This is a genomic window from Nonomuraea sp. NPDC003804, assembly GCF_040610675.1.
Lineage (GTDB): Bacteria > Actinomycetota > Actinomycetes > Streptosporangiales > Streptosporangiaceae > Nonomuraea.
In genome coordinates, this window is the sequence record NZ_JBEXMT010000010.1 from 1 (window position 1) to 20133 (window position 20133).

34 protein-coding genes, 1 tRNA gene and 1 pseudogene are annotated in these 20133 nt (G+C 68.3%); 29 read left to right on the plus strand and 7 right to left on the minus strand.

Annotated elements, in window-relative coordinates:
* Together ABZX22_RS15400 and ABZX22_RS15405 are read left to right on the plus strand one after the other, a co-directional pair.
* A partial coding sequence (locus ABZX22_RS15400; RefSeq protein ID WP_354908897.1) for a hypothetical protein occupies window positions 1-1095 on the plus strand: 1095 nt, incomplete at its 5' end.
* 10 nt (window positions 1096-1105) lie between these two features.
* Complete coding sequence (locus tag ABZX22_RS15405; protein ID WP_354908899.1) at window positions 1106-1570, plus strand: MaoC family dehydratase; 465 nt, start codon at window positions 1106-1108, stop codon at window positions 1568-1570.
* A gap of 14 nt (window positions 1571-1584) precedes the next feature.
* On the opposite strand, the gene ABZX22_RS15410 is transcribed toward ABZX22_RS15405, so the two are convergent.
* Genes ABZX22_RS15410 through ABZX22_RS15420 form a run of 3 tightly spaced genes read right to left on the minus strand, consistent with a single transcriptional unit; the run spans window position 1585 to window position 3526 of the window.
* The gene (locus tag ABZX22_RS15410) at window positions 1585-2208 is read right to left on the minus strand and encodes a response regulator transcription factor (RefSeq protein ID WP_354908901.1); all 624 of its coding nucleotides are present in this window, start codon (window positions 2206-2208) and stop codon (window positions 1585-1587) included.
* 47 nt (window positions 2209-2255) lie between these two features.
* Window positions 2256-2390, minus strand: coding sequence for a hypothetical protein (locus ABZX22_RS15415; protein ID WP_354908903.1), 135 nt, complete (start codon window positions 2388-2390; stop codon window positions 2256-2258).
* On the minus strand, window positions 2387-3526 hold the full coding sequence (locus ABZX22_RS15420; RefSeq protein ID WP_354908905.1) for a histidine kinase: 1140 nt from the start codon (window positions 3524-3526) through the stop codon (window positions 2387-2389). The genes ABZX22_RS15415 and ABZX22_RS15420 overlap by 4 nt, the downstream gene beginning before the upstream one ends.
* A gap of 154 nt (window positions 3527-3680) precedes the next feature.
* Between ABZX22_RS15420 and ABZX22_RS15425 the strand changes: the two genes are divergently transcribed.
* Together ABZX22_RS15425 and ABZX22_RS15430 are read left to right on the plus strand one after the other, a co-directional pair.
* Window positions 3681-3753 (plus strand) — tRNA-Arg (locus ABZX22_RS15425).
* A 120-nt stretch (window positions 3754-3873) separates the two neighbouring features.
* Window positions 3874-4809 carry a tyrosine-type recombinase/integrase gene (locus ABZX22_RS15430; RefSeq protein ID WP_354908907.1) on the plus strand — a complete coding sequence of 312 codons (936 nt, stop codon included), beginning with the start codon at window positions 3874-3876 and terminating at the stop codon, window positions 4807-4809.
* On the opposite strand, the gene ABZX22_RS15435 is transcribed toward ABZX22_RS15430, so the two are convergent.
* The 3 genes from ABZX22_RS15435 to ABZX22_RS15445 form a co-directional block, all read right to left on the minus strand.
* A complete protein-coding gene (locus tag ABZX22_RS15435; RefSeq protein ID WP_354908909.1) occupies window positions 4806-5579 on the minus strand; it encodes a hypothetical protein in 774 nt (257 codons plus the stop codon). The two genes, ABZX22_RS15430 and ABZX22_RS15435, sit on opposite strands and share 4 nt — an antisense overlap.
* Window positions 5576-5941, minus strand: a complete 366-nt coding sequence (locus tag ABZX22_RS15440; RefSeq protein ID WP_354908911.1) for a hypothetical protein — start codon at window positions 5939-5941, stop codon at window positions 5576-5578. The genes ABZX22_RS15435 and ABZX22_RS15440 overlap by 4 nt, the downstream gene beginning before the upstream one ends.
* Window positions 5942-6119: 178 nt before the next feature.
* Entirely contained in the window at window positions 6120-6644 is a 525-nt protein-coding gene (locus ABZX22_RS15445) for a helix-turn-helix transcriptional regulator (RefSeq protein ID WP_354908913.1), read from the minus strand.
* 199 nt (window positions 6645-6843) lie between these two features.
* On the opposite strand from ABZX22_RS15445, the gene ABZX22_RS15450 reads away from it, so the two are divergent.
* From ABZX22_RS15450 to ABZX22_RS15555, 22 genes and pseudogenes are all read left to right on the plus strand, one after another.
* Window positions 6844-7080, plus strand: a complete 237-nt coding sequence (locus ABZX22_RS15450; RefSeq protein WP_354908915.1) for a hypothetical protein — start codon at window positions 6844-6846, stop codon at window positions 7078-7080.
* Window positions 7077-7355, plus strand: a complete 279-nt coding sequence (locus ABZX22_RS15455; protein WP_354908917.1) for a hypothetical protein — start codon at window positions 7077-7079, stop codon at window positions 7353-7355. The genes ABZX22_RS15450 and ABZX22_RS15455 overlap by 4 nt, the downstream gene beginning before the upstream one ends.
* A complete protein-coding gene (locus ABZX22_RS15460) occupies window positions 7352-8191 on the plus strand; it encodes a BRO family protein (protein ID WP_354908920.1) in 840 nt (279 codons plus the stop codon). The genes ABZX22_RS15455 and ABZX22_RS15460 overlap by 4 nt, the downstream gene beginning before the upstream one ends.
* Window positions 8192-8382: 191 nt before the next feature.
* Window positions 8383-8691, plus strand: coding sequence for a hypothetical protein (locus ABZX22_RS15465; RefSeq protein ID WP_354908922.1), 309 nt, complete (start codon window positions 8383-8385; stop codon window positions 8689-8691).
* Window positions 8688-9116 carry a hypothetical protein gene (locus ABZX22_RS15470; RefSeq protein WP_354908925.1) on the plus strand — a complete coding sequence of 143 codons (429 nt, stop codon included), beginning with the start codon at window positions 8688-8690 and terminating at the stop codon, window positions 9114-9116. The genes ABZX22_RS15465 and ABZX22_RS15470 overlap by 4 nt, the downstream gene beginning before the upstream one ends.
* The gene (locus ABZX22_RS15475; RefSeq protein ID WP_354908928.1) at window positions 9113-9499 is read left to right on the plus strand and encodes a hypothetical protein; all 387 of its coding nucleotides are present in this window, start codon (window positions 9113-9115) and stop codon (window positions 9497-9499) included. Before ABZX22_RS15470 ends, ABZX22_RS15475 begins: the two co-directional genes overlap by 4 nt.
* Window positions 9499-10524, plus strand: coding sequence for an AAA family ATPase (locus ABZX22_RS15480; protein WP_354908931.1), 1026 nt, complete (start codon window positions 9499-9501; stop codon window positions 10522-10524). Before ABZX22_RS15475 ends, ABZX22_RS15480 begins: the two co-directional genes overlap by 1 nt.
* Window positions 10521-11021, plus strand: a complete 501-nt coding sequence (locus ABZX22_RS15485) for a hypothetical protein (protein WP_354908934.1) — start codon at window positions 10521-10523, stop codon at window positions 11019-11021. Before ABZX22_RS15480 ends, ABZX22_RS15485 begins: the two co-directional genes overlap by 4 nt.
* A complete protein-coding gene (locus tag ABZX22_RS15490) occupies window positions 11018-11446 on the plus strand; it encodes a hypothetical protein (RefSeq protein ID WP_354908937.1) in 429 nt (142 codons plus the stop codon). Before ABZX22_RS15485 ends, ABZX22_RS15490 begins: the two co-directional genes overlap by 4 nt.
* Window positions 11443-12129 carry a hypothetical protein gene (locus ABZX22_RS15495; RefSeq protein ID WP_354908938.1) on the plus strand — a complete coding sequence of 229 codons (687 nt, stop codon included), beginning with the start codon at window positions 11443-11445 and terminating at the stop codon, window positions 12127-12129. Before ABZX22_RS15490 ends, ABZX22_RS15495 begins: the two co-directional genes overlap by 4 nt.
* 125 nt (window positions 12130-12254) lie before the next feature.
* On the plus strand, window positions 12255-12668 hold the full coding sequence (locus ABZX22_RS15500) for a DUF6205 family protein (protein ID WP_354908941.1): 414 nt from the start codon (window positions 12255-12257) through the stop codon (window positions 12666-12668).
* A gap of 86 nt (window positions 12669-12754) precedes the next feature.
* Entirely contained in the window at window positions 12755-13183 is a 429-nt protein-coding gene (locus ABZX22_RS15505; RefSeq protein ID WP_354908943.1) for a hypothetical protein, read from the plus strand.
* A 166-nt stretch (window positions 13184-13349) separates the two neighbouring features.
* Window positions 13350-13733, plus strand: a complete 384-nt coding sequence (locus tag ABZX22_RS15510) for a hypothetical protein (protein WP_354908946.1) — start codon at window positions 13350-13352, stop codon at window positions 13731-13733.
* A complete protein-coding gene (locus ABZX22_RS15515) occupies window positions 13730-14116 on the plus strand; it encodes a hypothetical protein (protein ID WP_354908948.1) in 387 nt (128 codons plus the stop codon). The genes ABZX22_RS15510 and ABZX22_RS15515 overlap by 4 nt, the downstream gene beginning before the upstream one ends.
* A complete protein-coding gene (locus ABZX22_RS15520) occupies window positions 14113-14340 on the plus strand; it encodes a hypothetical protein (protein WP_354908951.1) in 228 nt (75 codons plus the stop codon). Before ABZX22_RS15515 ends, ABZX22_RS15520 begins: the two co-directional genes overlap by 4 nt.
* Window positions 14337-14831, plus strand: a pseudogene (locus tag ABZX22_RS15525) (DNA cytosine methyltransferase); the annotation flags it as partial. The gene ABZX22_RS15520 and the pseudogene ABZX22_RS15525, both read left to right, overlap by 4 nt.
* 534 nt (window positions 14832-15365) lie before the next feature.
* The gene (locus ABZX22_RS15530) at window positions 15366-15488 is read left to right on the plus strand and encodes a hypothetical protein (RefSeq protein ID WP_354909532.1); all 123 of its coding nucleotides are present in this window, start codon (window positions 15366-15368) and stop codon (window positions 15486-15488) included.
* Window positions 15485-15829 (plus strand): hypothetical protein, encoded by a 345-nt coding sequence (locus ABZX22_RS15535; protein WP_354908954.1) that lies wholly within the window; start codon window positions 15485-15487, stop codon window positions 15827-15829. Before ABZX22_RS15530 ends, ABZX22_RS15535 begins: the two co-directional genes overlap by 4 nt.
* Window positions 15822-16229 (plus strand): WhiB family transcriptional regulator, encoded by a 408-nt coding sequence (locus tag ABZX22_RS15540; protein WP_354908956.1) that lies wholly within the window; start codon window positions 15822-15824, stop codon window positions 16227-16229. Before ABZX22_RS15535 ends, ABZX22_RS15540 begins: the two co-directional genes overlap by 8 nt.
* Window positions 16226-16492 (plus strand): WhiB family transcriptional regulator, encoded by a 267-nt coding sequence (locus ABZX22_RS15545; protein WP_354908959.1) that lies wholly within the window; start codon window positions 16226-16228, stop codon window positions 16490-16492. Before ABZX22_RS15540 ends, ABZX22_RS15545 begins: the two co-directional genes overlap by 4 nt.
* Window positions 16489-16689 carry a hypothetical protein gene (locus ABZX22_RS15550; RefSeq protein WP_354908961.1) on the plus strand — a complete coding sequence of 67 codons (201 nt, stop codon included), beginning with the start codon at window positions 16489-16491 and terminating at the stop codon, window positions 16687-16689. The genes ABZX22_RS15545 and ABZX22_RS15550 overlap by 4 nt, the downstream gene beginning before the upstream one ends.
* Before the next feature lie 64 nt (window positions 16690-16753).
* Entirely contained in the window at window positions 16754-17656 is a 903-nt protein-coding gene (locus ABZX22_RS15555) for a hypothetical protein (RefSeq protein WP_354908964.1), read from the plus strand.
* A gap of 70 nt (window positions 17657-17726) precedes the next feature.
* Here the strand turns inward: ABZX22_RS15555 and ABZX22_RS15560 are convergent, their stop codons facing one another.
* Complete coding sequence (locus ABZX22_RS15560) at window positions 17727-17945, minus strand: hypothetical protein (protein ID WP_354908965.1); 219 nt, start codon at window positions 17943-17945, stop codon at window positions 17727-17729.
* A gap of 175 nt (window positions 17946-18120) precedes the next feature.
* Here ABZX22_RS15560 and ABZX22_RS15565 point away from each other — a divergent pair, with 175 nt between their 5' ends.
* Genes ABZX22_RS15565 through ABZX22_RS15575 form a run of 3 tightly spaced genes read left to right on the plus strand, consistent with a single transcriptional unit; the run spans window position 18121 to window position 20104 of the window.
* The gene (locus ABZX22_RS15565) at window positions 18121-19143 is read left to right on the plus strand and encodes a hypothetical protein (protein WP_354908967.1); all 1023 of its coding nucleotides are present in this window, start codon (window positions 18121-18123) and stop codon (window positions 19141-19143) included.
* Window positions 19140-19700, plus strand: a complete 561-nt coding sequence (locus ABZX22_RS15570; RefSeq protein ID WP_354908969.1) for a hypothetical protein — start codon at window positions 19140-19142, stop codon at window positions 19698-19700. Before ABZX22_RS15565 ends, ABZX22_RS15570 begins: the two co-directional genes overlap by 4 nt.
* A complete protein-coding gene (locus ABZX22_RS15575; RefSeq protein WP_354908971.1) occupies window positions 19697-20104 on the plus strand; it encodes a helix-turn-helix transcriptional regulator in 408 nt (135 codons plus the stop codon). The genes ABZX22_RS15570 and ABZX22_RS15575 overlap by 4 nt, the downstream gene beginning before the upstream one ends.
* Window positions 20105-20133 lie beyond the last annotated feature (29 nt).

Genomic DNA, 20133 nt, shown 5'->3' on the forward strand with positions numbered 1-20133 from the left:
TGGATGGGCGCGGCGCTGGCCGTCGCGGCCGTGATCGGCGTCGCGGGGGCCGGGACCCTGATCGCCAGAGGCGTCTTCACCAGCGGGGGCGAAGGCGGCGTGGCGTCACCTGTCTCGGGAAGCCCCGGCGAGGCCGTGGCGAGCGTCGAAGCACCTCCGCGAGACGTCAGGACCGCGGCGCCGGCGCCGGGCGGCGGGATCGAGGACGTCTGGCCGAAGGCGTTCTTCACGATGCCCGCGAAGAACGCCGAAGGCTGGCGATACCGCCCCATCACCGGCATCAGCCCCACCGAGGTGCTGCTCAACGCGGAGTCGTCGTTCGAGAAGGCCGGCCGGATCGAGGCCTACGACAGCGAGACCGGAACGTTCCGCACGGTCGCGGACGTGCCGGCCACGCCGGGGCTGAAGCGGTACTTCCCGCAGAGCGCGGCCGTCGACGGGCAGAGCGTCGTCTGGTGGGCGGTGGCAGGGCAGGTGCGCGAGATCTGGACGGCCCCGCTGGCAGGCGGCGAGGCGCGCATGGTCGCCACCTTCACCGGCGAGCACCTGGACATCGAGGCGATCGCGGTCAAGGGCGAGCACATCTACTGGTCCGAGCAGAATGGCACGGTCTGGCGCCTGCTCCGGACCGGCGGCGACCCCGAGAAGATCGCGGACGGCCTGCACCTGATCAGCTGGCCCTGGGCGAGCGACGTGGGCGAGCGCGACCTCGGGAAGAACCAGACCAAGGTGGTCAACCTGGAGACGGGAGAGACCCGCCAGGTCACAGCCGCGCCGAACGCCAAGGAACTGCGCTGCGGCCCCGTCTGGTGCCTCGGCGCCGGCCTCGGCCAGCGGCTGGACGGCTCCGACGTCAGGACGTTCGACGGGTTCGTCGCCGGCCTGTCGCGGTACCCGATCCTCGACAGGTACGCGTTCCTCGACCACTCGGTCCTCGACCTGGAGGCCGGCACCATCCTCGACCTGCCGGACAACCCCGACAACTGGAGCGGCGTCGGCACCTCCTCGGCACCCAGCACGATCAAGTACTGGGGAGCCGCCAAGGGAGACAAGCCGGACGCGTTCCGAATGGTCAACCTCGCGGCCGCGCACTAGGGTTCGACCCATGCGGAGCTTTGCGAACGTGCAGGAGTTGAAGGCGGCTGCCGGCGAGACGATCGGCCCGACCGAGTGGCGCACCGTCACTCAGGAGCAGGTCAACCTGTTCGCCGACGCCACCGACGACCACCAGTGGATCCACGTCGACCCCGAGCGGGCCAAGGAGACCCCCTTCGGCGGGACCATCGCCCACGGATTCCTGACGCTGTCGCTGCTCCCCTCCTTCCTGACCGAGCTGATGACCGTCGGCCAGATCGAGATGGCCGTCAACTTCGGCCTCAACAAGGTCCGCTTCCCCAAGCCCGTGCCCGTCGGATCGCGGGTGCGGGCCAGCGGCGAACTGCTCGACATCAAGAACAGCCCGGCCGGCCAGCTCGCCACCATCAAGGTGTCGGTCGAGCTGGAAGGCGAGCGTCGCCCCGTCTGCGTCGCGGAAGCGCTCCTGCTCTACGTCCCCGCCGCCGCCCAGTAACCCCCGGGCCGCCGTCAGCTCCCCTCGGAGTAGTAGATGGCGGCCTGGACACGGCTCCTCAGCCCCAGCTTGCCGAGGACCCTGCTGACGTGCGTCTTGGTCGTCGCCTCCGCCATGCCGAGCTCCTTGGCGATCTCCGCGTTGGACAGGCCCCTCGCCACGCAGGCGAGCACCTGACGCTCCCGTGGCGTGAGCAGGTCGCCGGGCGGCTCCCGCCGTACCGGCTGCTCGGCGAAGGCGGCGATCAACCGGCGGGTCACCGCCGGAGAGATCAGCCCGTCACCCCTCGCCACCAGGCGCACCGCGTCGACCAGCGCCTCCGCGTCGGTGTTCTTCAGCAGGAACCCCGCCGCTCCGGCGCGCAGCGCGCCGAAGACGTACTCGTCGACGTCGAACGTCGTCAGGATCAGCACGTCGGCCACGCCCGCCAGCTCCCTGGTGGCCGTGATGCCGTCCTTCTTCGGCATCCTGACGTCCATCAGCACGACGTCCGGCCGCTTCTCGCGCGCCATGGCGACGGCCTCCTCGCCGTCGCCCGCCTCGCCCACCACCTCGACGTCGCCGGCGCCGCCGAGGATCAGCACGATCCCCGCCCTGACCGCCGCGTGGTCGTCGGCGACCAGCACCCTGATCGTCACGGCTCCTCCTCCGTCGGCAGCGCCGCCCGCATCCTGATCGCCAAGGCTCACGGCTCCTCCAGGGTCGGCAGCGTCACCGGCACCTTGATCGTCACGATTCCTCCTGGGTCAGCAATGTCGCGCGCACCTTGATCGTCACAGCACCCCAGGGTCGGCAGCGTCGCGCGCATCCTGATCGTCACGGCTCCCCCTGCGTCGGCAGCGTCGCGCGCACCCGCCAGTGCTTGTCGTCGTACGGCCCGGCCTCGAACCGGCCGCCCACCAGCCCCGCCCGCTCCCGCATCCCGACCAGCCCGGCGCCCGACCCCGGCAGCGCCGACCCGCCGCCGGCCAGCGGATTGTCGACCACCACGCTGACGTGATCGGGCGCGAAGGTGATCGTGACCGTCGCCCGGTCGTCGCCGTGTTTCATCGCGTTCGTCAGCGCCTCCTGCACGATCCGGTACCCGGCGAGATCCACCGACACCGGCAGCTCCCTCGGAGTGCCCTCCACCGTCATGCCGGCGTCGACCCCCGCCTGCCGCGCCCGCTCCACCAGGTCGGCGACGTCCTGGAGCCGCGGCCTGGTCGACGCGTCGGTGTCTTCGCCGTCCTGGCGCAGCAACCCGATCATGGTGCGCATCTCGGCCAGGCCCTGCACGCTGTTCTCCCTGATCGACGCCATGATCTGCTGGACGGCTCCCGCGTCGAGATCCTTGCGCGACAGCACGGCCGTGGACTGGATCGCGATCGCGCTGAAGTGATTGGCGATGATGTCGTGCAGCTCCCTGGCCATCCTGGTGCGCTCGGCGACGATCACGGCGTTGCGGTCGAGCTCGGCCAGATGCGCCACCTGCTCGGCCCTGGCCCGCTCCGCCGCCGCCTGGTCGCGGTGCTGCCGCAGCACCATCGCCGTCGTGACCGGCACCACGAGCACCAGCCCCGCCTGCACACCGAAAACCGAGACCTTCAACAGGTCCCGCTCGACGAAACCGAACACGCAACCGATGATCACCGCGCCGGCCCCCGTGACGCCGAGCAGCCACCTGCTCAACCTCGGTGGGCCGTACAGGGCGGCGGCGTAGAGGTTGTCGGTGAAGATGATGATGGTCGGCAGCGAAGGGCCGGCGAAGGCGATGTCGAGACCCACCCCCGACACGCCGAGCGCGAGAGCCGCCAGCGGAGCGCTCCGCCGTACGGCGACACCCGAGCAGGTGAGCGCCAACGGGACGACCGGCAGCCACACGGGCACGCCGGCCCGGGGGTAGAAGGAACCGGCCGCCAGCAGGACGAGACCCACGGCGAAGGTCGCTACAGCGCCCAGGAGGTCTCGTCTCATCCCCCCATCTCACCATCAGTCGCAGGGGTGTCGATGGCACCTGGGGCTGGGCTGTGGATACGCCGAAGGTTGTACACAGGGTCATCGGAGCGGACCAGGCGGCGAATTGGTTCGAGGCATGGCTCCGGGTCCGCTATGCTTGCTTACGCAGCGAGCGGCCGTAGCTCAATGGATAGAGCATCTGACTACGGATCAGAAGGTTAGGGGTTCGAGTCCTCTCGGCCGCGCATTATGGCCCCCGTCAGCGGAAACGCTGGCGGGGGTTCTTCTTTTCTGCCTACCATGGCGCTCCCTAAGCATCTGATTCTTCAGAAGCCCTCGCCCCCTCGGCCCGCCTGGGAGTTCCTGTGGCCACCTCGCCCATCCGGTTAGAGCCCCGCCTCACCAACCAGAACAACCTTCTTCTCTGGCGTGACTTCTACCGCGAGCTCCGCCTCCTCGACCGGAGTGACCGCACCATCCAGGGCTACCTCGAAGCTGTGGAGCAGCTCGAGGACTTCTGTGACGGCGCCGACCTCGAAGAGCTGACCAAGACCGAGATCGGCGACTACCTGCTCCACGTGAAGGACACCCACTCCGTCACGACGGCCGGCAACCGGTTCCGCTCCCTGCGTCGCTTCTACAACTGGATGGTCGACGAGGAGACCCTCGAGCAGTCCCCCATGCGGACGCTCAAGGAGCCCAAGCCCGAGAGCAAGCCGATCCCCATCCCGCCCATCGACGACGTGCGCAAGCTCCTGGCCACCTGCAACACCAAGGACCACGACGGCTACCGTGACGAGGCGATCATCCGGCTGTTCTGTGAGCCCGGCGCCCCTCGCGTCGCTGAGATGGCGGGCATCGAGCCCGACCGCATCGACTTCACACAGGACGTCGTCGCCATCCTCGGCAAGGGCCGCAAGTGGAGGGCCGTCCCCTTCGGCGCCAAGACCGGCAAGGCCTTGACCCGGTACATGCGCGCCCGAGGCAAGCACCCGCTTGCCGGGTCGAAAAACCCTCCCAGGGAGATGTGGCTCGGCGCGCGAGGTAAGGCGCTCACCCCGTCGGGGATATATCAGATGATCGAGCGGCGCTGCGACCTGGCCGGTATCGATCGCATCCACCCTCACCAGCTCCGGCACTTCGCTGCCGACGCCTGGTTCGCGGCCGGCGGATCCGACCAGGACGGCATGCGTCTGTTCGGCTGGTCGAGCCTGGAGATGCCTCGCCGCTATGGCGCGGCGAATGCCGAGCAGCGGGCAATCCAGGCTCACCAGCGGATGGCGCTAGGGGATCAGCTTTAGCTGAGGAGACAGACGTTCAGGAGCGGGTCGAGGTCGACCTCGATCACGCCGTCGCAGGAGTTCGCGGCGGCGATGATGGGCGGTGAGGGGACCGGGGGTGGGCTTGCGGTGGGCGTATCAGGCTCTTGCGTGGGCGGCTCGGATGCGGGGAGCGTGTCCGTTGGCGGGCTTGGCTGCGGGAGCGTCGGCAGCGCTTCTGCGGCGGGACTGTCGGCCGGCGGCTCCTGCATGCGAGGAGGGTTCGTTGGGGTGGTCGGCTCCCTCGGCGTCGGCCGCGGTGGTGGCGGCGTTGCGCGCCTGGTCACCTCAGGCCGCGGGGGAGTCGTCGGAAGGGCGATGGCAGGCGGTTGGGTCCAGGTCGAGGTCGAGCCTGCGGTAGGGCGTGCGGTCGTCGTGACGGTGATGGCCGGGCCCGGGGCAAGAGTCACCGTCGCCTGAGCCACCACCGGCGGCTTCACCGGTCCGCCCTCATCGCGGTGGATGTCGTTGACGATCGTGGTCGCCATGGTGGCGACGGCTGCTGTCCCCGCCATGGCGAGCAGTGTTCGATGGGCCTTGCTTGCCTGCCGGGCCCGTTCGACCAGGCCGCCCACGGCGATACCTACGAGGATGATCACCTTCTTGATCGCGCCCTTCGCAGTGGGATCGTCGATGTTGACGACCAACGTCGGGTTCTCATCCTCGGACGTCTCCACTGACATGGCGGCGATCTCGGGTTCCAGCCGCTGACGTCGGTACGGCTGGATATTGCTTAACGGCTCGTCGCTCACTGCCGCTCCTCCCGAATCTTGACGGCGGTGTCGCGGAGGCAGCGCCAGACTGCGGCTTCGCGCGCTGGGTCGCGTCTGCCGGTCGGGTGGAGTCGCGCTTTGATCAACATCCCGCCGTGGTAGATGGCTACAAGTTGGTCGGCGCCCTTGGGCGCGCGCAAGGCCTCGGTGATCTCGCGAGGGGTGTCCTCTCCTGGATCGTCGAGGCTTTTCTGCATCAGGACTTCGTCGCGGTACACACGGAAGTCGGCTACGCCTTGCGCGATGGCGCGCTCTCGCGCGCTTCGCCGTTTGGTGAGGCCTAGCGCTTTCTGGACGAGGTTGTCGAAGAGGGGGTCGTGGTCGTTCGTGGGGGACGTCAAAGCCGCCCGCACCTCCCCTGGTGTGCAGATGGTCTGGTGTCCCTCGCCGGTTTGAGCTGTCGGGACCCTTATGCGACGCCTGGGGTCGGTGGGATGTCTATGCCCTTTAGCCAGTTGTGGTCAATCCGTAACAATGGGCTACTGAATTGTCCATCTATGTACGATTCGGCCTGGGCCGTTAAGCGCCCTTCTGGTCGCGGGCATCCTGTTCGCGTTCAGCTGTCAGCGCGTCCACCTTCTCGTGCAGACGGCGCAACTCCTGGCGCAACTCTTCCTGCATCGAGGCGAGATAGTCCATCATCGCGGCCTCCAGAGGGGTGGGGTTCTTGAGGTCGGCCAGATTCGGCGGGATCACTGCGAGCTGGGGGCGTGGCGTCTCGGCCGGCGAGTCGCCAACTGATCCCGCTGCGGTCGCCTGCATGGGCGGCAGAGACGCGGCCATGTCACCTTGAACCGGATAGACGGAGGCGATCAGTTCGTCTGGCGCGACACTCAAGTTCGGGTACCGGAGGCGGAGAGCTTCCCCTAGGTCCTTGATGGTGTCGAAGCGGGGGCGGGCTGAGCCGTTGGTCCAGCGACTGATCTGGGATGGGTTGATCCCTACCAGTCCTGCGAGCTGTGCTTTGTTGAGGCCAGTCTCGTCAAGGATGCGGTCGATGAGCGCCTTGAATCGGTCGGCTGGCCAGTCGGGCGTCTTGACCATACGCATGACGATAGAGCCTTGCGCAAGCCCTGTCCAGCTTGCGTGACACACAACACCCCTGGTCAATGCACCTTAATTCACGTCTCAACTATCCCTTAAGTCCCTTACAGCCCCTTGACTGTACCCATCTTTCCTCTCGGGTATTGCGCAAGCTGCATGCGCGTGCTTAAGTAGCAACACGCAAACGAGAGGAGGGCAAGTGGAAGCCCCCGCCATCCGCATCCGCGAAGGCGTAGACGAGCTGCTCAAGCAGCGATTCGAGTGCTCGACGTCGCGCGGAGTGGCCGAGCGCATCGGCGTTCACGAGGCCACGTGGAGCCGAGCAGTCAGGGGAGTTTCGGCCCCGGGCAAGAAGTTGGCCGCGCTCCTGCTTCAGATCGACGGCCTGCGCTTCGACGACATCTTCGAGGTCCACACCGGCGAGGAGTCGGCATGAGCCTTACCCCCGCCGAGCGCGCCCTGCGCGGGCGCATGGGAGCCCATCTGTCATGGGCGAACACCCAGGACCCGGCCGAGCGCACCAAGCCCGGACGTGACGCCTTCCTGGCTCGTTTCGAGCGCCAGGTGGACCCGGACGGAACCCTGCCAGCCGAAGAGCGCCAGCGGCGGGCCGAGCACCTCCGCAAGGCCTACATGCAGGAGCTCGCCGCCAAGAGCGTGGCGACGCGTCGCCAGAACCGCGCGGCCAAGAAGTCGGGGCGTGCGGCATGAGCGAGATCAGCCTTCCGAGCGGCTCCCCGTTCGACGCGATCAAGCGCGTGGACGAGCAGGGCGAGTACTGGTCGGCACGTGAACTGATGCCTCTGCTGGGCTACCGGAAGTGGGACAAGTTCGAGGACTCCATCGAGCGCGCCCGCGTTTCCATCGAGACGATGGGCATGGACCCCGACGCGGAAGCTTCCCGGCACCGGGAAGCTTCCGGACGGACCAGGCAGGTTGGCGCGAACTACCGGCTGACCCGCCACGGCGCCTACATCACCGCGATGAACGGCGATGTCCGCAAGCCGGAGATCGCAGCGGCGCAGGCGTACTTCGCGGTCAAGGCCCGTGAGGCCGAGTCGGGCCGCCAGGTCGCGCCGAAGCTGTCGAACCGCGAGCTGGCCGCCATGGTCATCGAGGAAGCCGACCGGGCGGACCGTGCCGAGCTGAGGGCCGACGTCGCCGAGGGCAAGTTCCGTGCGATCGAGGCTGGTGACGGGCTGACCTTGACGGCGTTCCACAAGAAGTACCTGTCCGAGGTGACCGAGCGGACGTTCTTCGAGCACCTGTACTCGCGCGGCTACCTGATCGACCAGCGCGGCAAGGGCAGCCAGCGCGAGGACGGCACGTACCGGGATGGCGCCGAGCACCGGCACCCGACGTTCAAGGGCAAGCAGTACTTCTACCTGCACGGCAGCGGCGTGCACGGCAACAAGCGGCGCGAGAACACGCGCGTCCGCCCGGGAGATCCCGAGCTGCTGCTGAAGGCGGCGCTCATCAAGGACGGGCTGCGGGCCAACCAGCACACGGTCGGCCACCTGTTCGCGATCGAGGGCGGCGCATCGTGACCGCTGCCGAGCGGGACTACCGCATCAAGGTGATCGCCGAATGGCGCATCCAGTGCATCGAGCGCGCCGACCAGGACAAGGCCGCCGAGCAGGCGACCGCCTCCTAGACGCGAGCGGCCCCCATCCGAGCCACCGGACGAGGGCCGAGATCCCACTTCAGCAAGCCAACCAGACCGAAAGGAGTAGGACCGATGACCATCATCGCACCTGTGGCGCCTCACGAGGCCCTGGATGAGTCGCCTGTCGGGCGCCTCCTGGGCACGCTCGCCGCCTACGTCGCCGACAACGCAGTGGCCGAGGGAGGCGGAAGGCTCACGACTGGCCTGCTGGCCGGCCTGCTCGCCTACCGCCACAACGTCCCCAGCATGGTCGCTATCGACCTGGCCTGTAACGACGCGTTCGACGAGCGCGTGAAGGAAGCCAGCATCGAGTTGCAGGCGCTGCTGGAGCAGGCGCACGCCGCGCAGCTGGCCGAGGAGTACGGGCTGGTCGCGTCATGACCGCCGAGCTCGCCACGTCGCCGCTGATCGTTGACGCATTCCCCGAGGGCGCCGAGGTCGCGATCATCGCGGTGCCGGCCGGTGGTGTGGTCCGCGTCCACTACGAGTCCGGCGCTGTCGTCACCTTCGCGCCGCTGCTCAGTGACGAGCCCGCCATCGCGGTCGTCCCCGGCGACAAGGACAAGCTCCGCTGGGGCTGCGTCCCCGGCTGGTACACGGCGCCGAAGTGGGTCGGCAACGACCAGCACCAGCAGGACAAGCCCGTATGGAAGGCCGCCATGAGCGCCCTGTGTCGCGGCGCTGAGGTCGCCTACGTGAAGCACGAGCTGCAGACCTACTACTCGGGGGAGCGGTGGGCCGCGGTCTCCTTCCGTGCCGGTGACGAGCCCGCTGCCGGCGACGAGCAGACGGGAGCGGCGGCGTGACCGAGTTCAGTGGCGCCCACATGGGCGACAAGATCCGCCTCGCCGACAACGAGGACGGATGGCTCCCCCCGGTCCTGCTCATCTCAGAGCCGCAGGAGTGCGAGCACGGCTCCTGCCTGTCCTGCCGCGGGGTCACCCCGACCGGCGTGAAGATCCCGGTCCACGCGGCTGCTTCTCGCCAGATCGAGGTCCTGGAGCAGGGGCCTGTCAGCAAGTCCGTTTCGGAGTTCGCCGGCCAGCAGGCCGATCGCGTAGCCGAGGACGCGGACCGCAGGCCATCCCACCGCGGAGGACCGCCGATCGGCGACGACTTCGAGGACGAGTTCGACCGCAGCAAGCGGGACTACGACGACACCCCCAACGACGAGGGAGACGACAACTGATGGCGATCAGGACCCGCAAGCCCACGGGCGCGGTGCCGTGGCCTCTCATCCTGCTGGAGGGAGGTGAGAAGGCGGGCAAGAGCTGGGCGTGCGCCGAGCTGTCCGCGTCAGAGCGGGTCGGCCAGACGTACTGGATCGACCTGGGGGAGGGAGCCGCCGACGAGTACGGCGCCATCCCGGGAGCCCGCTATCTGGTGGTCGAGCACGACGGCACGTGGGCGTCGATCCTCGGCCAGGTCGTGGAGATCCGCGCCGAGGCTGCCCGCGCCAAGGAGGCGGGGGAGCCGCCCGTGGTGCTGGTCATCGACTCGATGACTGCGGAGTGGGACCTGCTCAAGGACTGGGCCACCAACCGGGCCAAGGGCTCGAACTCGAACAAGGCGCGGCTCCAGCGTGATCCGAACGCCGAGATCAACATCTCGATGAACTACTGGAACGACGCCAACACCCGCCACCGGCGCCTGATGACGATCCTGATGACGTTCCCCGGGATCGTCGTCATGACCGCCCGCGGCAAGGACGTGGCCGCTCTGGACGCGTCCGGTAAGCCGATCGAGGGCAGCAAGGACTACAAGGTCGAGGGCCACAAGAACCTCGCCTACGACGCGTCCGTCTGGGTGCGCCTGTCGCGCGAGCAGCCGCCCATCGTGGTCGGCGCCCGCTCCGTGCACGCCGGCATCAAGCCGGGCGTGGACAAGCCGCAGCCGATGCACGACTTCACCCTGGAACGGCTCATCTTCGACGCCCTCAAGTGCGACCCGGCCGCCGCGCACGTCCGCGACATGACCGAGGTCAAGGCCGGCAGCGAGTCTCCCGACCTGGACAACCTGTCCGACGCGGCCAAGCGCCTGCTGTCGGAGGCGGAGGACGCGGCCAACATCGAGGCCCTGCGCCTCGTCTGGGGCGCCATTAACCCGCTGCTCAAGTCGGGCGAGATCACCCCTGCTGAGGCCGAGTTCGTCAACCAGCGAATCCAGCAACTCAGCCAGCAGTTGGCCACCGAGCCGAACGGGGAGGCGGCGTGATCTCCAACGATGTGGCGCTGGCCGAGGTCGTGCTCAAGGTCATGACCGAGCGGCTGAAGCAGGCCAAGGCCAACGCTGACGCGGAAGTCCGCGCGACCGCACTACCCGGTGACCGCACCAGCGCGGCCCTGCCTGATGGCACCGTCGCCGGGACGCTGAGCCAGGCCAAAGGTCGCACCACCGCCAGGGTGACCGACCGGGAGAAGTTCACCGCCTGGGTGGCCATGACGTACCCGGGCGAGGTCGAGCAGGTGACCGCCGTCCGGCCGGCGTACGAGAAGGCTGTCCTCGACATGTGCAAGCGGCAGGGCCACCCGGTGGACGCCAACGGCGTCGAGGTGCCTGGTGTCGAGGTTGGCCAGGGCGACCCGTACACGATCACCAAGGTCGCGGACGGGGCGGAGGAGGCTATCGCAGCCGCCTACCAGTCTGGCCAGCTCGTCGAGGTGATGGAGCGGTTCACCCGCCCGGCCATCAAGGCGGGTGAGCAGGCGTGAACGAGGCCTTCCACCGCGCCGAGAGCGGCGGCATCGTCCTGACGAATCCCGACGTTCCGCTCACCCTGGCGCAGACGGAAGCTCTGCTTGAGCACCTCACCAACGAGCTGGAAGTAGCTAACGATGCTGCCAAGGAGGCTCGGATCAAGCTCGCTGAGGCCCAGGTAGCTCACAAGAAGGCCGAGAACCGGCTGCTCCTGTCCGAGGAGTGCCCGAAGGTCGGGCGGGGTCTCGGCATGGTCACCGCGGCTGAGCGTGACGCGTGGGTGTTCATGAAGGCCATCGCCGAGTGGGAGGCGGTGCACTTCGCCGAGGTGCACCTGGCCAACGCCACTAGCTACGCGTGGAAGCTCCGCGAGCAGAACAGCCTGGCGCAGTCGCTCAATAACAACGCCAAAGCCGTGTACGGCGGTGGTGGCCGGTGACTGTCACCCAAAAGGTTCGCGACCTGGTGAAGGACCGCGACGGTCACGCCTGTGTTGCGTGCGGCAAGTCCATCATCGGCCGCCCTCACAGCCTCCAGCACCGCCGCGCGAGGAAGGCGGGCGGAGCACGGCTGCCGTGGATCGACCAGCCGCAGAACCTCGTCACCGTGTGCGGGTCGGCCACCTCGCCGGACGGCTGCCACTACCAGGTGATGGAGTCGCGCGACCCGTCGAGGGACGCGGACACGCTCGGCTACGTCATCTCCGAGTGGCCGGAGCTCGACCCGAAGTTCATCCCGGTCCACGTGGTTACCGAGTTCGGCACGGCGAAGGTGTGGCTGACCCCTGAGGGAGGTTTGGCCGACCATCCGCCGGCGGATGAGGCGACCTGGCAGGACCTGCTGTTCTGCGGCTCGTGCCGCTCGGTACGGCTGCACCACTTCGACGGCGACACCGCGGCCTGCATCAGGTGCGGGGGAGTCACCGACACCAACCCTGACCTGATCGTCCCGGTGATCGACCTCAGGTACTGCCACTGGTGCCACAAGACCCTCCCGGTCGGACACGAGTGCAAGCCGGACGAGACGCCCTGCCAGCGGAAGACGGGCCTGTGGCCGTGCGGGATGTGCGAGGTCTGTACCGCCGCGCAGATGCGCACCGTCGCCCAGTGGGAGGCGTCGTGACCGAGCTCGAATGCCCCGGCATCTACGAGGACGGCGGCTTCTGCGGCGCGTGCGCGTACTGCGTCGCCGCCCGGTACGGCTCGCCCTCCGACATCGACACCCCCTAACCCCCGAAGGAGCCTGACATGGGCTACAACAGCTCTCTTGAGGGTGAGATCACCTTCACCCCGCCCATCCCGTGGAGCGAGCTCCAGGGCAGCGCGTTCGTCCGCACGCCGGAGCGGCGCGAGTATGAGCGGCTGGTCTGGCTGCGCATGGTCGAGGAGACCGTCGAGACCGACGAGGGCACCCTGACCCGCAAGCACGCGGTCGCCATCCGTCCCTCCGAAGGAGACGAACTGCGGGCAGGGAAGCTCGCGCATGAGGTCCAGGAGATCGTCTCCAAGCACGGCGCGGGCCGCACATTCGAGGGCTTCATCCTCGTGCGCGGCGAGGAGTCGCCAGACCTGTGGCGCGTGACCGTCGAGGCCGGCAAGGCCATCGAGGTCATCCCTCGCATCGTCTGGCCGGACGGCACCGAAGAGACGCCCTACCGCTAACCCCTGATCTTCCGCTGCTGGCCCCGTCTATCGGGGGTCGGGGCCGGCGGCGGCCATTCCAGACCACATCAGACCCAGGAGTTCCGATGAGCAACACCAGCGTGTTCGACCAGCCCAGCATCACAGCCTCCCTGCTGCCTTTGACGGACCGCTCCGCCAATTACATGCGCGACACCATCGCCCATGTCGAGACGGAGATCGCCCGCATGGCGGAGGCGGAGAAGCACTACCAGAAGGAGGCCGCCGCCGCCCGCGCCATCCGCGAGCTGCTGACGGCGACCCGCGACCGGTACATGCGCGAACTGGGCGATCACGCCGCCCCGGTCGTGGAGCAGCAGGTGTGGCCGGTCGACCCGAGCCAGGTCAGCGACAGGGTCGGGGTGTGCCCTACGTGCACCCAGGAGATGGCGTGGACGGAAAAGCATGGATTCGTCCACGAGATCGACGGCGGATGGGTCGCCGCTGGCGAGTTGTGCAGCCAGGCCGCCACGCAGCACGTGGGCGAGGGCTCGTGAGCCTGTTCCGTTCCCGCCGTCCTGGCCGCCACCGCAGGCCCGCACCGCCCAAGCCGAAGCCCAGCCGCGCCTCCTCCTACACCGGATGGTCCCGCATGCCGGCCCCGCTCACGCCTCCGATCCGCCGCAGGCCCGCCCTGATCCACCCGTACGAGAGGACTCCCCGATGAGCGAGATCACCCCCGAGAAGGTCGCCTCCGCCCTCACGGACGGCAGCGGCGAATGGTGGGACAGCCTGGAGAGTTCGGTGTCCCTGGCCGCCAAGGACAACGTCCTGAGCGTGGAGCTCACGAGGTGGGACGAGGATGGCGAAGAGGACACCGAGAACGTCATGCACTTCCGGGCGGTCGTCGTCGAGGCCGCGCCGCGCTCGCGGGTGCACGTGGAGATGGACGGCCTGTGTCCGGGCCTGTGCTGTGAGTCCTGCGGCGTGTTCACGTACATCGACGATGGCGAGGACTTCGACAGCGTGATCGCCAGTCGGGACGCGCACAGGTGCCCTCCCTCCGCTGAGGCCGCTCAGGCAGAGCAGTCGGGGGGTGCCGAGTGAGCAGCCTCCACGACATCGCCCCCTTCCCGAGTGTCCATGACGCCACCGCGAAGAGCATAGGCGCCCACTACGCCGCGCTCGCGCTGCTGCACCACACGCTGGCGATGGACCACCTCGACCCGCGCAAGGACCGGGACGCCTACCACCGGTCGGCGAACATGGCGATCCTCGCCTACGGCGTCGCGCACCTCCTGCACGCGTTCGCCGAGATCCCCGGTAGAGGCGATGAGGCAGCGCTGGAGCTGTGGCAGGACACGATGAACCCTCCGGCGTTCGGGCCGCAGCTGTGGGAGTGGCTGGCCGGTGCGGGCGTGAACCCGGCAGAGGTCGTCAAGGCCGCGGCTGAGGCCGCTCAGGCAGAGCAGTCGGGCGGCCAGTCGTGAGGCACCCGCTGTGGGCGTCCTCTGTCGCCCTGTCGACCGCGCTGTGCCTCGTGATCGGCACTGGCGGCCTGATCGGTTCCCGCTTCGGCCTTGCGGCCGGGGCGGGGGCCTCCCTCCTCGCCGCGACCGTGGCCGTTGCAACCGGACTCGCGGCGGTCCTGCTGACGCGCGCCGCTCTCAATCCCGTCGACGTCCACGACGTGTTCCCCGAGGAGGAGCGTTGAAGCCGCGCATCGGCAGCCTCTGCTCTGGTTACGGGGGCCTGGACATGGCGGCCATGGAGGTCCTTGGCGGCTCGATGGCGTGGCACTGCCAGTACGACCCCGACGACAGGCACCAGTACGCCGCTCGCATCCTCGGCCACCACTGGCCCGACGTCCCCAACCACGGCGACATCACCGCCATCGACTGGACCCAGGTCGAGCCCGTGGACGTGCTCACCGCCGGGTTCCCGTGCCAGGACCTCAGCTACGCCGGCCGCGGCGCCGGGATCAAGGAAGGGACCCGAAGTGGCCTCTGGTACGTCGTCGCCGACGCCATCCGTGCGCTACGACCCCGCCTCGTCGTCCTGGAAAACGTGCGGGCCATCGTTAGTCGGAGACCTGGACTTGACGTCGTCCTCGCTTCGCTTGCCGACCTGGGGTTCGATGCGGTCTGGTGCTGTGTCCGAGCTTCCGATATCGGAGGCCCCCATCAGCGCGAGCGATGGTTCTGCCTCGCCTGGCCTGCCGACTCCGCGGGCCCGGGACTCGAAGGGGCGCGGCTACGGGGACGCTCTTCCGAACGTAGTGGAGCTGCTTCCTACGCCAACCGTCTCGGAGACCAAGGGTGCGGGTCCGCCGGACGGCCCGCGAAACGACACACTCCGGGCGCGGGTTGCGATGCTGCCGACGCCGAGGGCTACGGATGGAACGAATGGAGGCCCGAATCAGCGGGGCTCGTCAGGAGATCTGATGCTTCCCTCGGCGGTCCAGCGGCTCTTGCCGACGCCAACGGTCATGGACTCGAGGGGCGCCAGGAACGCGACCTCAGGACGGAAGCCAGGCTCACAGCACCACTCTGGGACGACGTTGAGCGATGTGTTCTGGACTGGAGACAGTACGGGCCGGCCGTCTCCCGCTGGGAGCACCTCCTTGGACGTCCCGCTCCCAGGCCAGCTGACGATCGAGGACGCCTTAGCCCCGGATTCGTCGAGTGGATGATGGGCCTCCCTGAGGGCCACGTCTGCGACGTTCCTGCCCCTGACGGGATGACCTCCGCAGGACTGCGCAACGCCCGCCTGAAGGCTCTCGGCAACGGCGTGGTCCCCGGGCAGGCCGCCCACGCGCTGCGCCTGCTCCTGGACCGGATGGGAACGGAGGCCGCAGCGTGACCCTGCCCAACCTAGACGTGGACGTGTTCGAGGAGACGCCGCTGGGCGTGCGCCTGGTCCACCACATCGAGGCTCACCGGGACCACATCCGGGACCAGGCGCTGGCCGACCTGGCGACGAGGTTGGGGGAGCGCGCCGGCTGGTTGCGCTCCGCCCCTCTCGCCCTGGACGACTCCCTCTCCCAGGCGCTCGCCCAGGGCTGCCACACCACCGCGGGCCTGATCAGCGCACCCGTGTCTCATGTGGCCGCGGTCGCCTACGAGTGGTTGGCCAAGGCGCTGCTCGCCGGACAGCTGTCGGACGAGTCCGGACAGTCCCGGACGGAGGACACCCATGACTGAGTGGCGCTGGCGTGCCGCATGCCGCGAGATCGGGTTCGACATGTTCTTCCCCGACGAAAGCGACATCGTCGGAGCTGAGGCGGCCAAGCAGGTGTGCTCCGGGTGCCGTGTTCGCCGGCAGTGCCTCGACTGGGCGCTCGCCACCGGGGAGAAGCATGGCGTTTGGGGTGGCAAGACTGCTCACGAGCGCGGCAACTACCAGCGGGCTCTGCGGCGGGCGGCCAACAAGGAGCCTGTCGAGCTGACGGAGAAGCGCTGCCGTCTGTGCGCGGAGCTGCGGCCGATCAAGGAGTTCGGCCGCAACAACGAGAACAGCGATGGCTACAACTCGGCGTGCAAGCCCTGCTTGAGTCACGTCGCTCAGATGCGGCGGCAGGCGAAGAAGGCGGCGGCGTTGTGACTGTCGACTGGCGGCAGCGTGCCGCGTGCAAGGACGTCGACCCGGATCTGTTCTTCCAGGAGACCGGCCGCCCGTCCGACCGTCTGAAGGCCATCTGTGCGGGCTGCAAGGTGCTGATCCCGTGCTGGTTCGACGCGATCCGCCGCGGCGACTCCGGCTACCAGGCCGGCATGTCGAAGGCAGAGCGAGAGCAAATCCGGCGCTGGGACAGGCGTCAGCGGCGCCTACCGGTGCGGGGCCGTCTGCGGAAGGTGGCGTCGTGACGGAGATCGCAGCCCGCATGTGCGGCAACAAGCACCGCCACCCGTCCCGCCGTCAAGCCCGCGCTCACCTGCGGAGCCTGGTCGGTGCTGGTCAGCGCCGCGAGCTTCTGAACGTCTACAAGTGCTGGTTCTGTGACGCCTGGCATGTGGGTCACCGGCCAGCCGCGGCGCTGCAGCGGTCCGGGAAGACGTCGTGAACACGTTTAGGGCCGCCCGGTGGATGGGCGGCCCCTTCAACCACAAGACACAAGGGAGCACCTCATGTCAGCAACAACCGTAGCGTTCATCCAGCCGGACGAGGACCCGGCTGGCGCGCCGCTCGACCTGGTCCGCGCCGTGACGGGCAAGCACAACCCGCGCTCGTTCACATCCCCGGACGGGGTCACCTACGAGCTGGTGTACGTCACGCCTGACATGGCGCAGCGCTGGCTGTACCGCAACAACGGCAACCGGCCGCTGCGCAAGGACGTCGTCGCCAAGCTGGCCCGCGACCTACAGGCGGGACGGTTCATGGAGAACGGCGACGCGATCCGCGTCTCCGCCGACGGTGACCTCGCGGACGGGCAGCACCGGCTCAACGCAATCGTCGAGTCCGGCGTGGGCGCGTGGATGTTGGTGGTGTCCAACCTGCCGGCCGCGGCGCGCGACACCGTGGACGACGGCGTGAAACGCACCATGGCCGACCGGCTCAGCTTCCACGGCGAGGCATCCCCCAAGACGCTCGCTGCGGTTGTGAGGCGGGCGTTGATGTGGGAGCGCCGCACGTACGCCAACGCCACCTACCAGCCGTCGGCGCTGGAGGCGTTCGAGTTCCTCGACCAGAACCCCGACCTGCGCGACGCGGCTGCGGCGGCCGACCACCACCGCAAGGCCCGCCAACTGTCGGCCTCCACGATCGGGCTGTGCTGGTGGCTGTTCGCCCGCCTCAACGCCGACCAGTGCACCGAGTTCTTCGACCGGCTCTCTGACGGCGCGATGCTGGCCGGCGGCCACCCGATCTTGACGCTGCGCAACAGGCTCAGCGTCCTGAACGCTCAGCCTGGCCGCGTCCCTGCGTCGCACGTCACCGCGTTGACGATCAAAGCGTGGAACTACTTCCGGGACGGCGCTGACCTGCGGACGATCCGGCACGCCGATAACGAGAAGTTCCCGACACCGAAGTAGCTCATCTGAGGGGTGAGCTGCTCAGGCTCACCCCTCCTCAACGCAGAGAGGGGGAGGCGTCGTGAAGAGGTCAGGAGCCAGCGCCCTTGGCGTCCTCGTTGACGCGCTTCACGATGGCCCGGATGGTCTCGCGGGACCATCCGGTGACCTCGGCCACGTCCACGATCTGCCATTCGCCGGACGTCACGGCGCGCGCGATCTCCTGGTCCAGCTCGTATCGGGCCAGGTCAAGGCGCTCTTGAGCGGCCTTGTGGGCTCGAATCTTCGCAACCAGAGTTCCCGTCGCCATACGCACATCGTCGCACGTCAAAGTCATGCAAGTCAGTTTGCCATATCGAATGCAAAGTTACTTGGCATATACTGGTGACAAGTTGCTTTCCGAATCGGGGGAGTGAAGTGGACAACGGTCGAAGACAGGGCCCGCTCCGGTCCTGATCGAACTACTCATCAATGGAGCAAGGCACGTGGCACGAGACGAGGCGCGTATCTTTGCGGCGATCTGGCAGGACGACCACTTCCTGTCCCTGTCGCCCACTCAGCAGCGCCTCTACCTGTTCCTCCTCTCGCAGCCGGACCTGTCCTACTGCGGAGTGATCGCCCTGCGTGAGCGGCGATGGTCGAAGAAGGCTCGCGGCCTGACTGTGGAGCAGATCTGCGAGGACCTGGAAGCGCTCGCTCTTGACCCTTCCGGGAACCCTTCGGCTAACCCTTCCGGGAACCCTCTTTCGGGTCCTCTGCTGGTGGTCGACGAAGACGCCGAGGAAGTGTTCGTCCGCTCCCTGATCCGGCTCGACGGGATCTGGAAGCAGCCCAACCTGCTGAAGGCGGCTCGTGAGGCCGCGCGGCTTGTCCAGTCCCGCCGCATCCGTGCTGCCCTCGTCACCGAGCTTCGCCGAATCCCGGTCCAGAAATCGGAGTCGCAGCACGTCAAGAAGGTGATGGGGGAGTTCATCGAAGAGTTCGATGAAGCTGACGGCAACCCTTTCGAGGAGTCCCCGAGACTCCCCGAGAACCCTTCGCCTAACCCTTCCCGGAACCCTTCGCCCGACCCTTCACAGGGGAAAGGGGGTAGTAACGGTGGTAAGCCACAGGATTCCCCTATCCCCGGAATCCCTCACCCCGTTCCGCCTTCGGCGGCCGAGCCTGCGGCCCGGAGCGACGAAACGCAGGGCCAGCGCGTCAACAGGCTGGCAAGGGTCTACACCGACCGGGTCAAGCCATCGAACTTCAATGCCGTCGCCGGGATCGTCCGCAAGGCGGTGAACGCTGATTGCTCCGATGAGCTCATCACCAAGGGTCTGAACGAGCTCGCCGACGAGGGCAGGTCCTGCACCGCAGACTCGCTGCGCATCGCCATGTACGGCAGGCCGCGAGCGGCTCCCACCGAATCCCGCAACTCCCAGATCCTGAGCGCTGCCATGCAGCGGGCCCAAGAGGCCGAGATGCGCATGAACGCGACACATCCGAGAGGAGAGATCCCCGCATGACCCCCGTCGAAGCCGTCAAGTTCGTGCAGTACGTCAGCGCGCTCTGGCCTCAGCAGCGGCTCGAAGACGCCACCCCCGACGCCTGGTACGCCGCCGGCCTCAAAGACGTCGATGCTGCTGACGCCAGAGACGCCGCTAACAAGCTGGTCGTCGACAAGGTGTTCATCTCGCTCGCCGAGCTCCTGACCGAGGTGAAGGCGATACGGGCGGGGCGCATCGCTTTGGCGCCTGTGCCTGCCCCGCCCGCGGAGTTGGCTGACGAGCCGGTCGCCTACAGGGAAGCTTTCCATGCCTCGCTGAGGCAGATGGCTCGTGGCTTTGCGTTGCCCAAGCAGATCACCTCGGGGGCGGAGCCGAACGAGGCGTACACCGCGGCGCGTGGCGGTGACCGTGACCCGCTGCGGGTCGAGGCGATTCGGGTTCCGTGCCCGTGGCCGCCGTGCCGCGCTGTGGTCGGCGCCGGGTGCGTAGACGGTCAGGGGCATCGGCTGCCCGCCCCGGCTCATGAGGCGCGGCTGCGCGCGGCCGGCCTGCTCGAAGAGGGCGCGTCGTCGTGACCGCCCGCCTGGACGATCTGGCCGAGCAGATGCTGGGCCCCGCTAGCCGCCTGATCCGTGCGGTCCGCGAACGTGACGTGGCCGAGGCTCACGACGTGCTGGGCGCACTCGATGTCCTCGAGCTTCGGGCGCTCGCGGTGAGGCTCGCCGACATCGCGCCTGTTGCGGGTGTCGACAGGTTCCAGCGGGTGACCGAGGTTCGGCACCTGTGCAGGACGGGTGAGGCGGCGAAGCTCCGCCACCGGGCGCAGGCATCCCGCGGTGAACTCGCTGCGCTCGTGGGTGTCACGGAGACCGCGATCTCCGACTGGGAGACCGGCAAGTTCCTGCCCCGCGGCGATAACGCGATCCGCTACGGCGCCGCCCTCGACTCGCTGCGTGCCGGGCTGGGCGAGTCCGGATGACCGCCCGTCCCCACCCTGTGCGCCCGCCT

Bases quoted from the DNA above. Each gene is read 5' to 3' on its own strand.
- ABZX22_RS15405 (WP_354908899.1), top strand. From the start codon at position 1,106: ATGCGGAGCTTTGCGAACGTGCAGGAGTTGAAGGCGGCTGCCGGCGAG.
- ABZX22_RS15420 (WP_354908905.1), bottom strand. From the start codon at position 3,526: ATGAGACGAGACCTCCTGGGCGCTGTAGCGACCTTCGCCGTGGGTCTC.
- ABZX22_RS15445 (WP_354908913.1), bottom strand. From the start codon at position 6,644: ATGGTCAAGACGCCCGACTGGCCAGCCGACCGATTCAAGGCGCTCATC.
- ABZX22_RS15455 (WP_354908917.1), top strand. From the start codon at position 7,077: ATGAGCCTTACCCCCGCCGAGCGCGCCCTGCGCGGGCGCATGGGAGCC.
- ABZX22_RS15460 (WP_354908920.1), top strand. From the start codon at position 7,352: ATGAGCGAGATCAGCCTTCCGAGCGGCTCCCCGTTCGACGCGATCAAG.
- ABZX22_RS15465 (WP_354908922.1), top strand. From the start codon at position 8,383: ATGACCATCATCGCACCTGTGGCGCCTCACGAGGCCCTGGATGAGTCG.
- ABZX22_RS15470 (WP_354908925.1), top strand. From the start codon at position 8,688: ATGACCGCCGAGCTCGCCACGTCGCCGCTGATCGTTGACGCATTCCCC.
- ABZX22_RS15480 (WP_354908931.1), top strand. From the start codon at position 9,499: ATGGCGATCAGGACCCGCAAGCCCACGGGCGCGGTGCCGTGGCCTCTC.
- ABZX22_RS15500 (WP_354908941.1), top strand. From the start codon at position 12,255: ATGGGCTACAACAGCTCTCTTGAGGGTGAGATCACCTTCACCCCGCCC.
- ABZX22_RS15505 (WP_354908943.1), top strand. From the start codon at position 12,755: ATGAGCAACACCAGCGTGTTCGACCAGCCCAGCATCACAGCCTCCCTG.
- ABZX22_RS15510 (WP_354908946.1), top strand. From the start codon at position 13,350: ATGAGCGAGATCACCCCCGAGAAGGTCGCCTCCGCCCTCACGGACGGC.
- ABZX22_RS15530 (WP_354909532.1), top strand. From the start codon at position 15,366: ATGACCTCCGCAGGACTGCGCAACGCCCGCCTGAAGGCTCTCGGCAAC.
- ABZX22_RS15540 (WP_354908956.1), top strand. From the start codon at position 15,822: ATGACTGAGTGGCGCTGGCGTGCCGCATGCCGCGAGATCGGGTTCGAC.
- ABZX22_RS15555 (WP_354908964.1), top strand. From the start codon at position 16,754: ATGTCAGCAACAACCGTAGCGTTCATCCAGCCGGACGAGGACCCGGCT.
- ABZX22_RS15560 (WP_354908965.1), bottom strand. From the start codon at position 17,945: ATGGCGACGGGAACTCTGGTTGCGAAGATTCGAGCCCACAAGGCCGCT.
- ABZX22_RS15570 (WP_354908969.1), top strand. From the start codon at position 19,140: ATGACCCCCGTCGAAGCCGTCAAGTTCGTGCAGTACGTCAGCGCGCTC.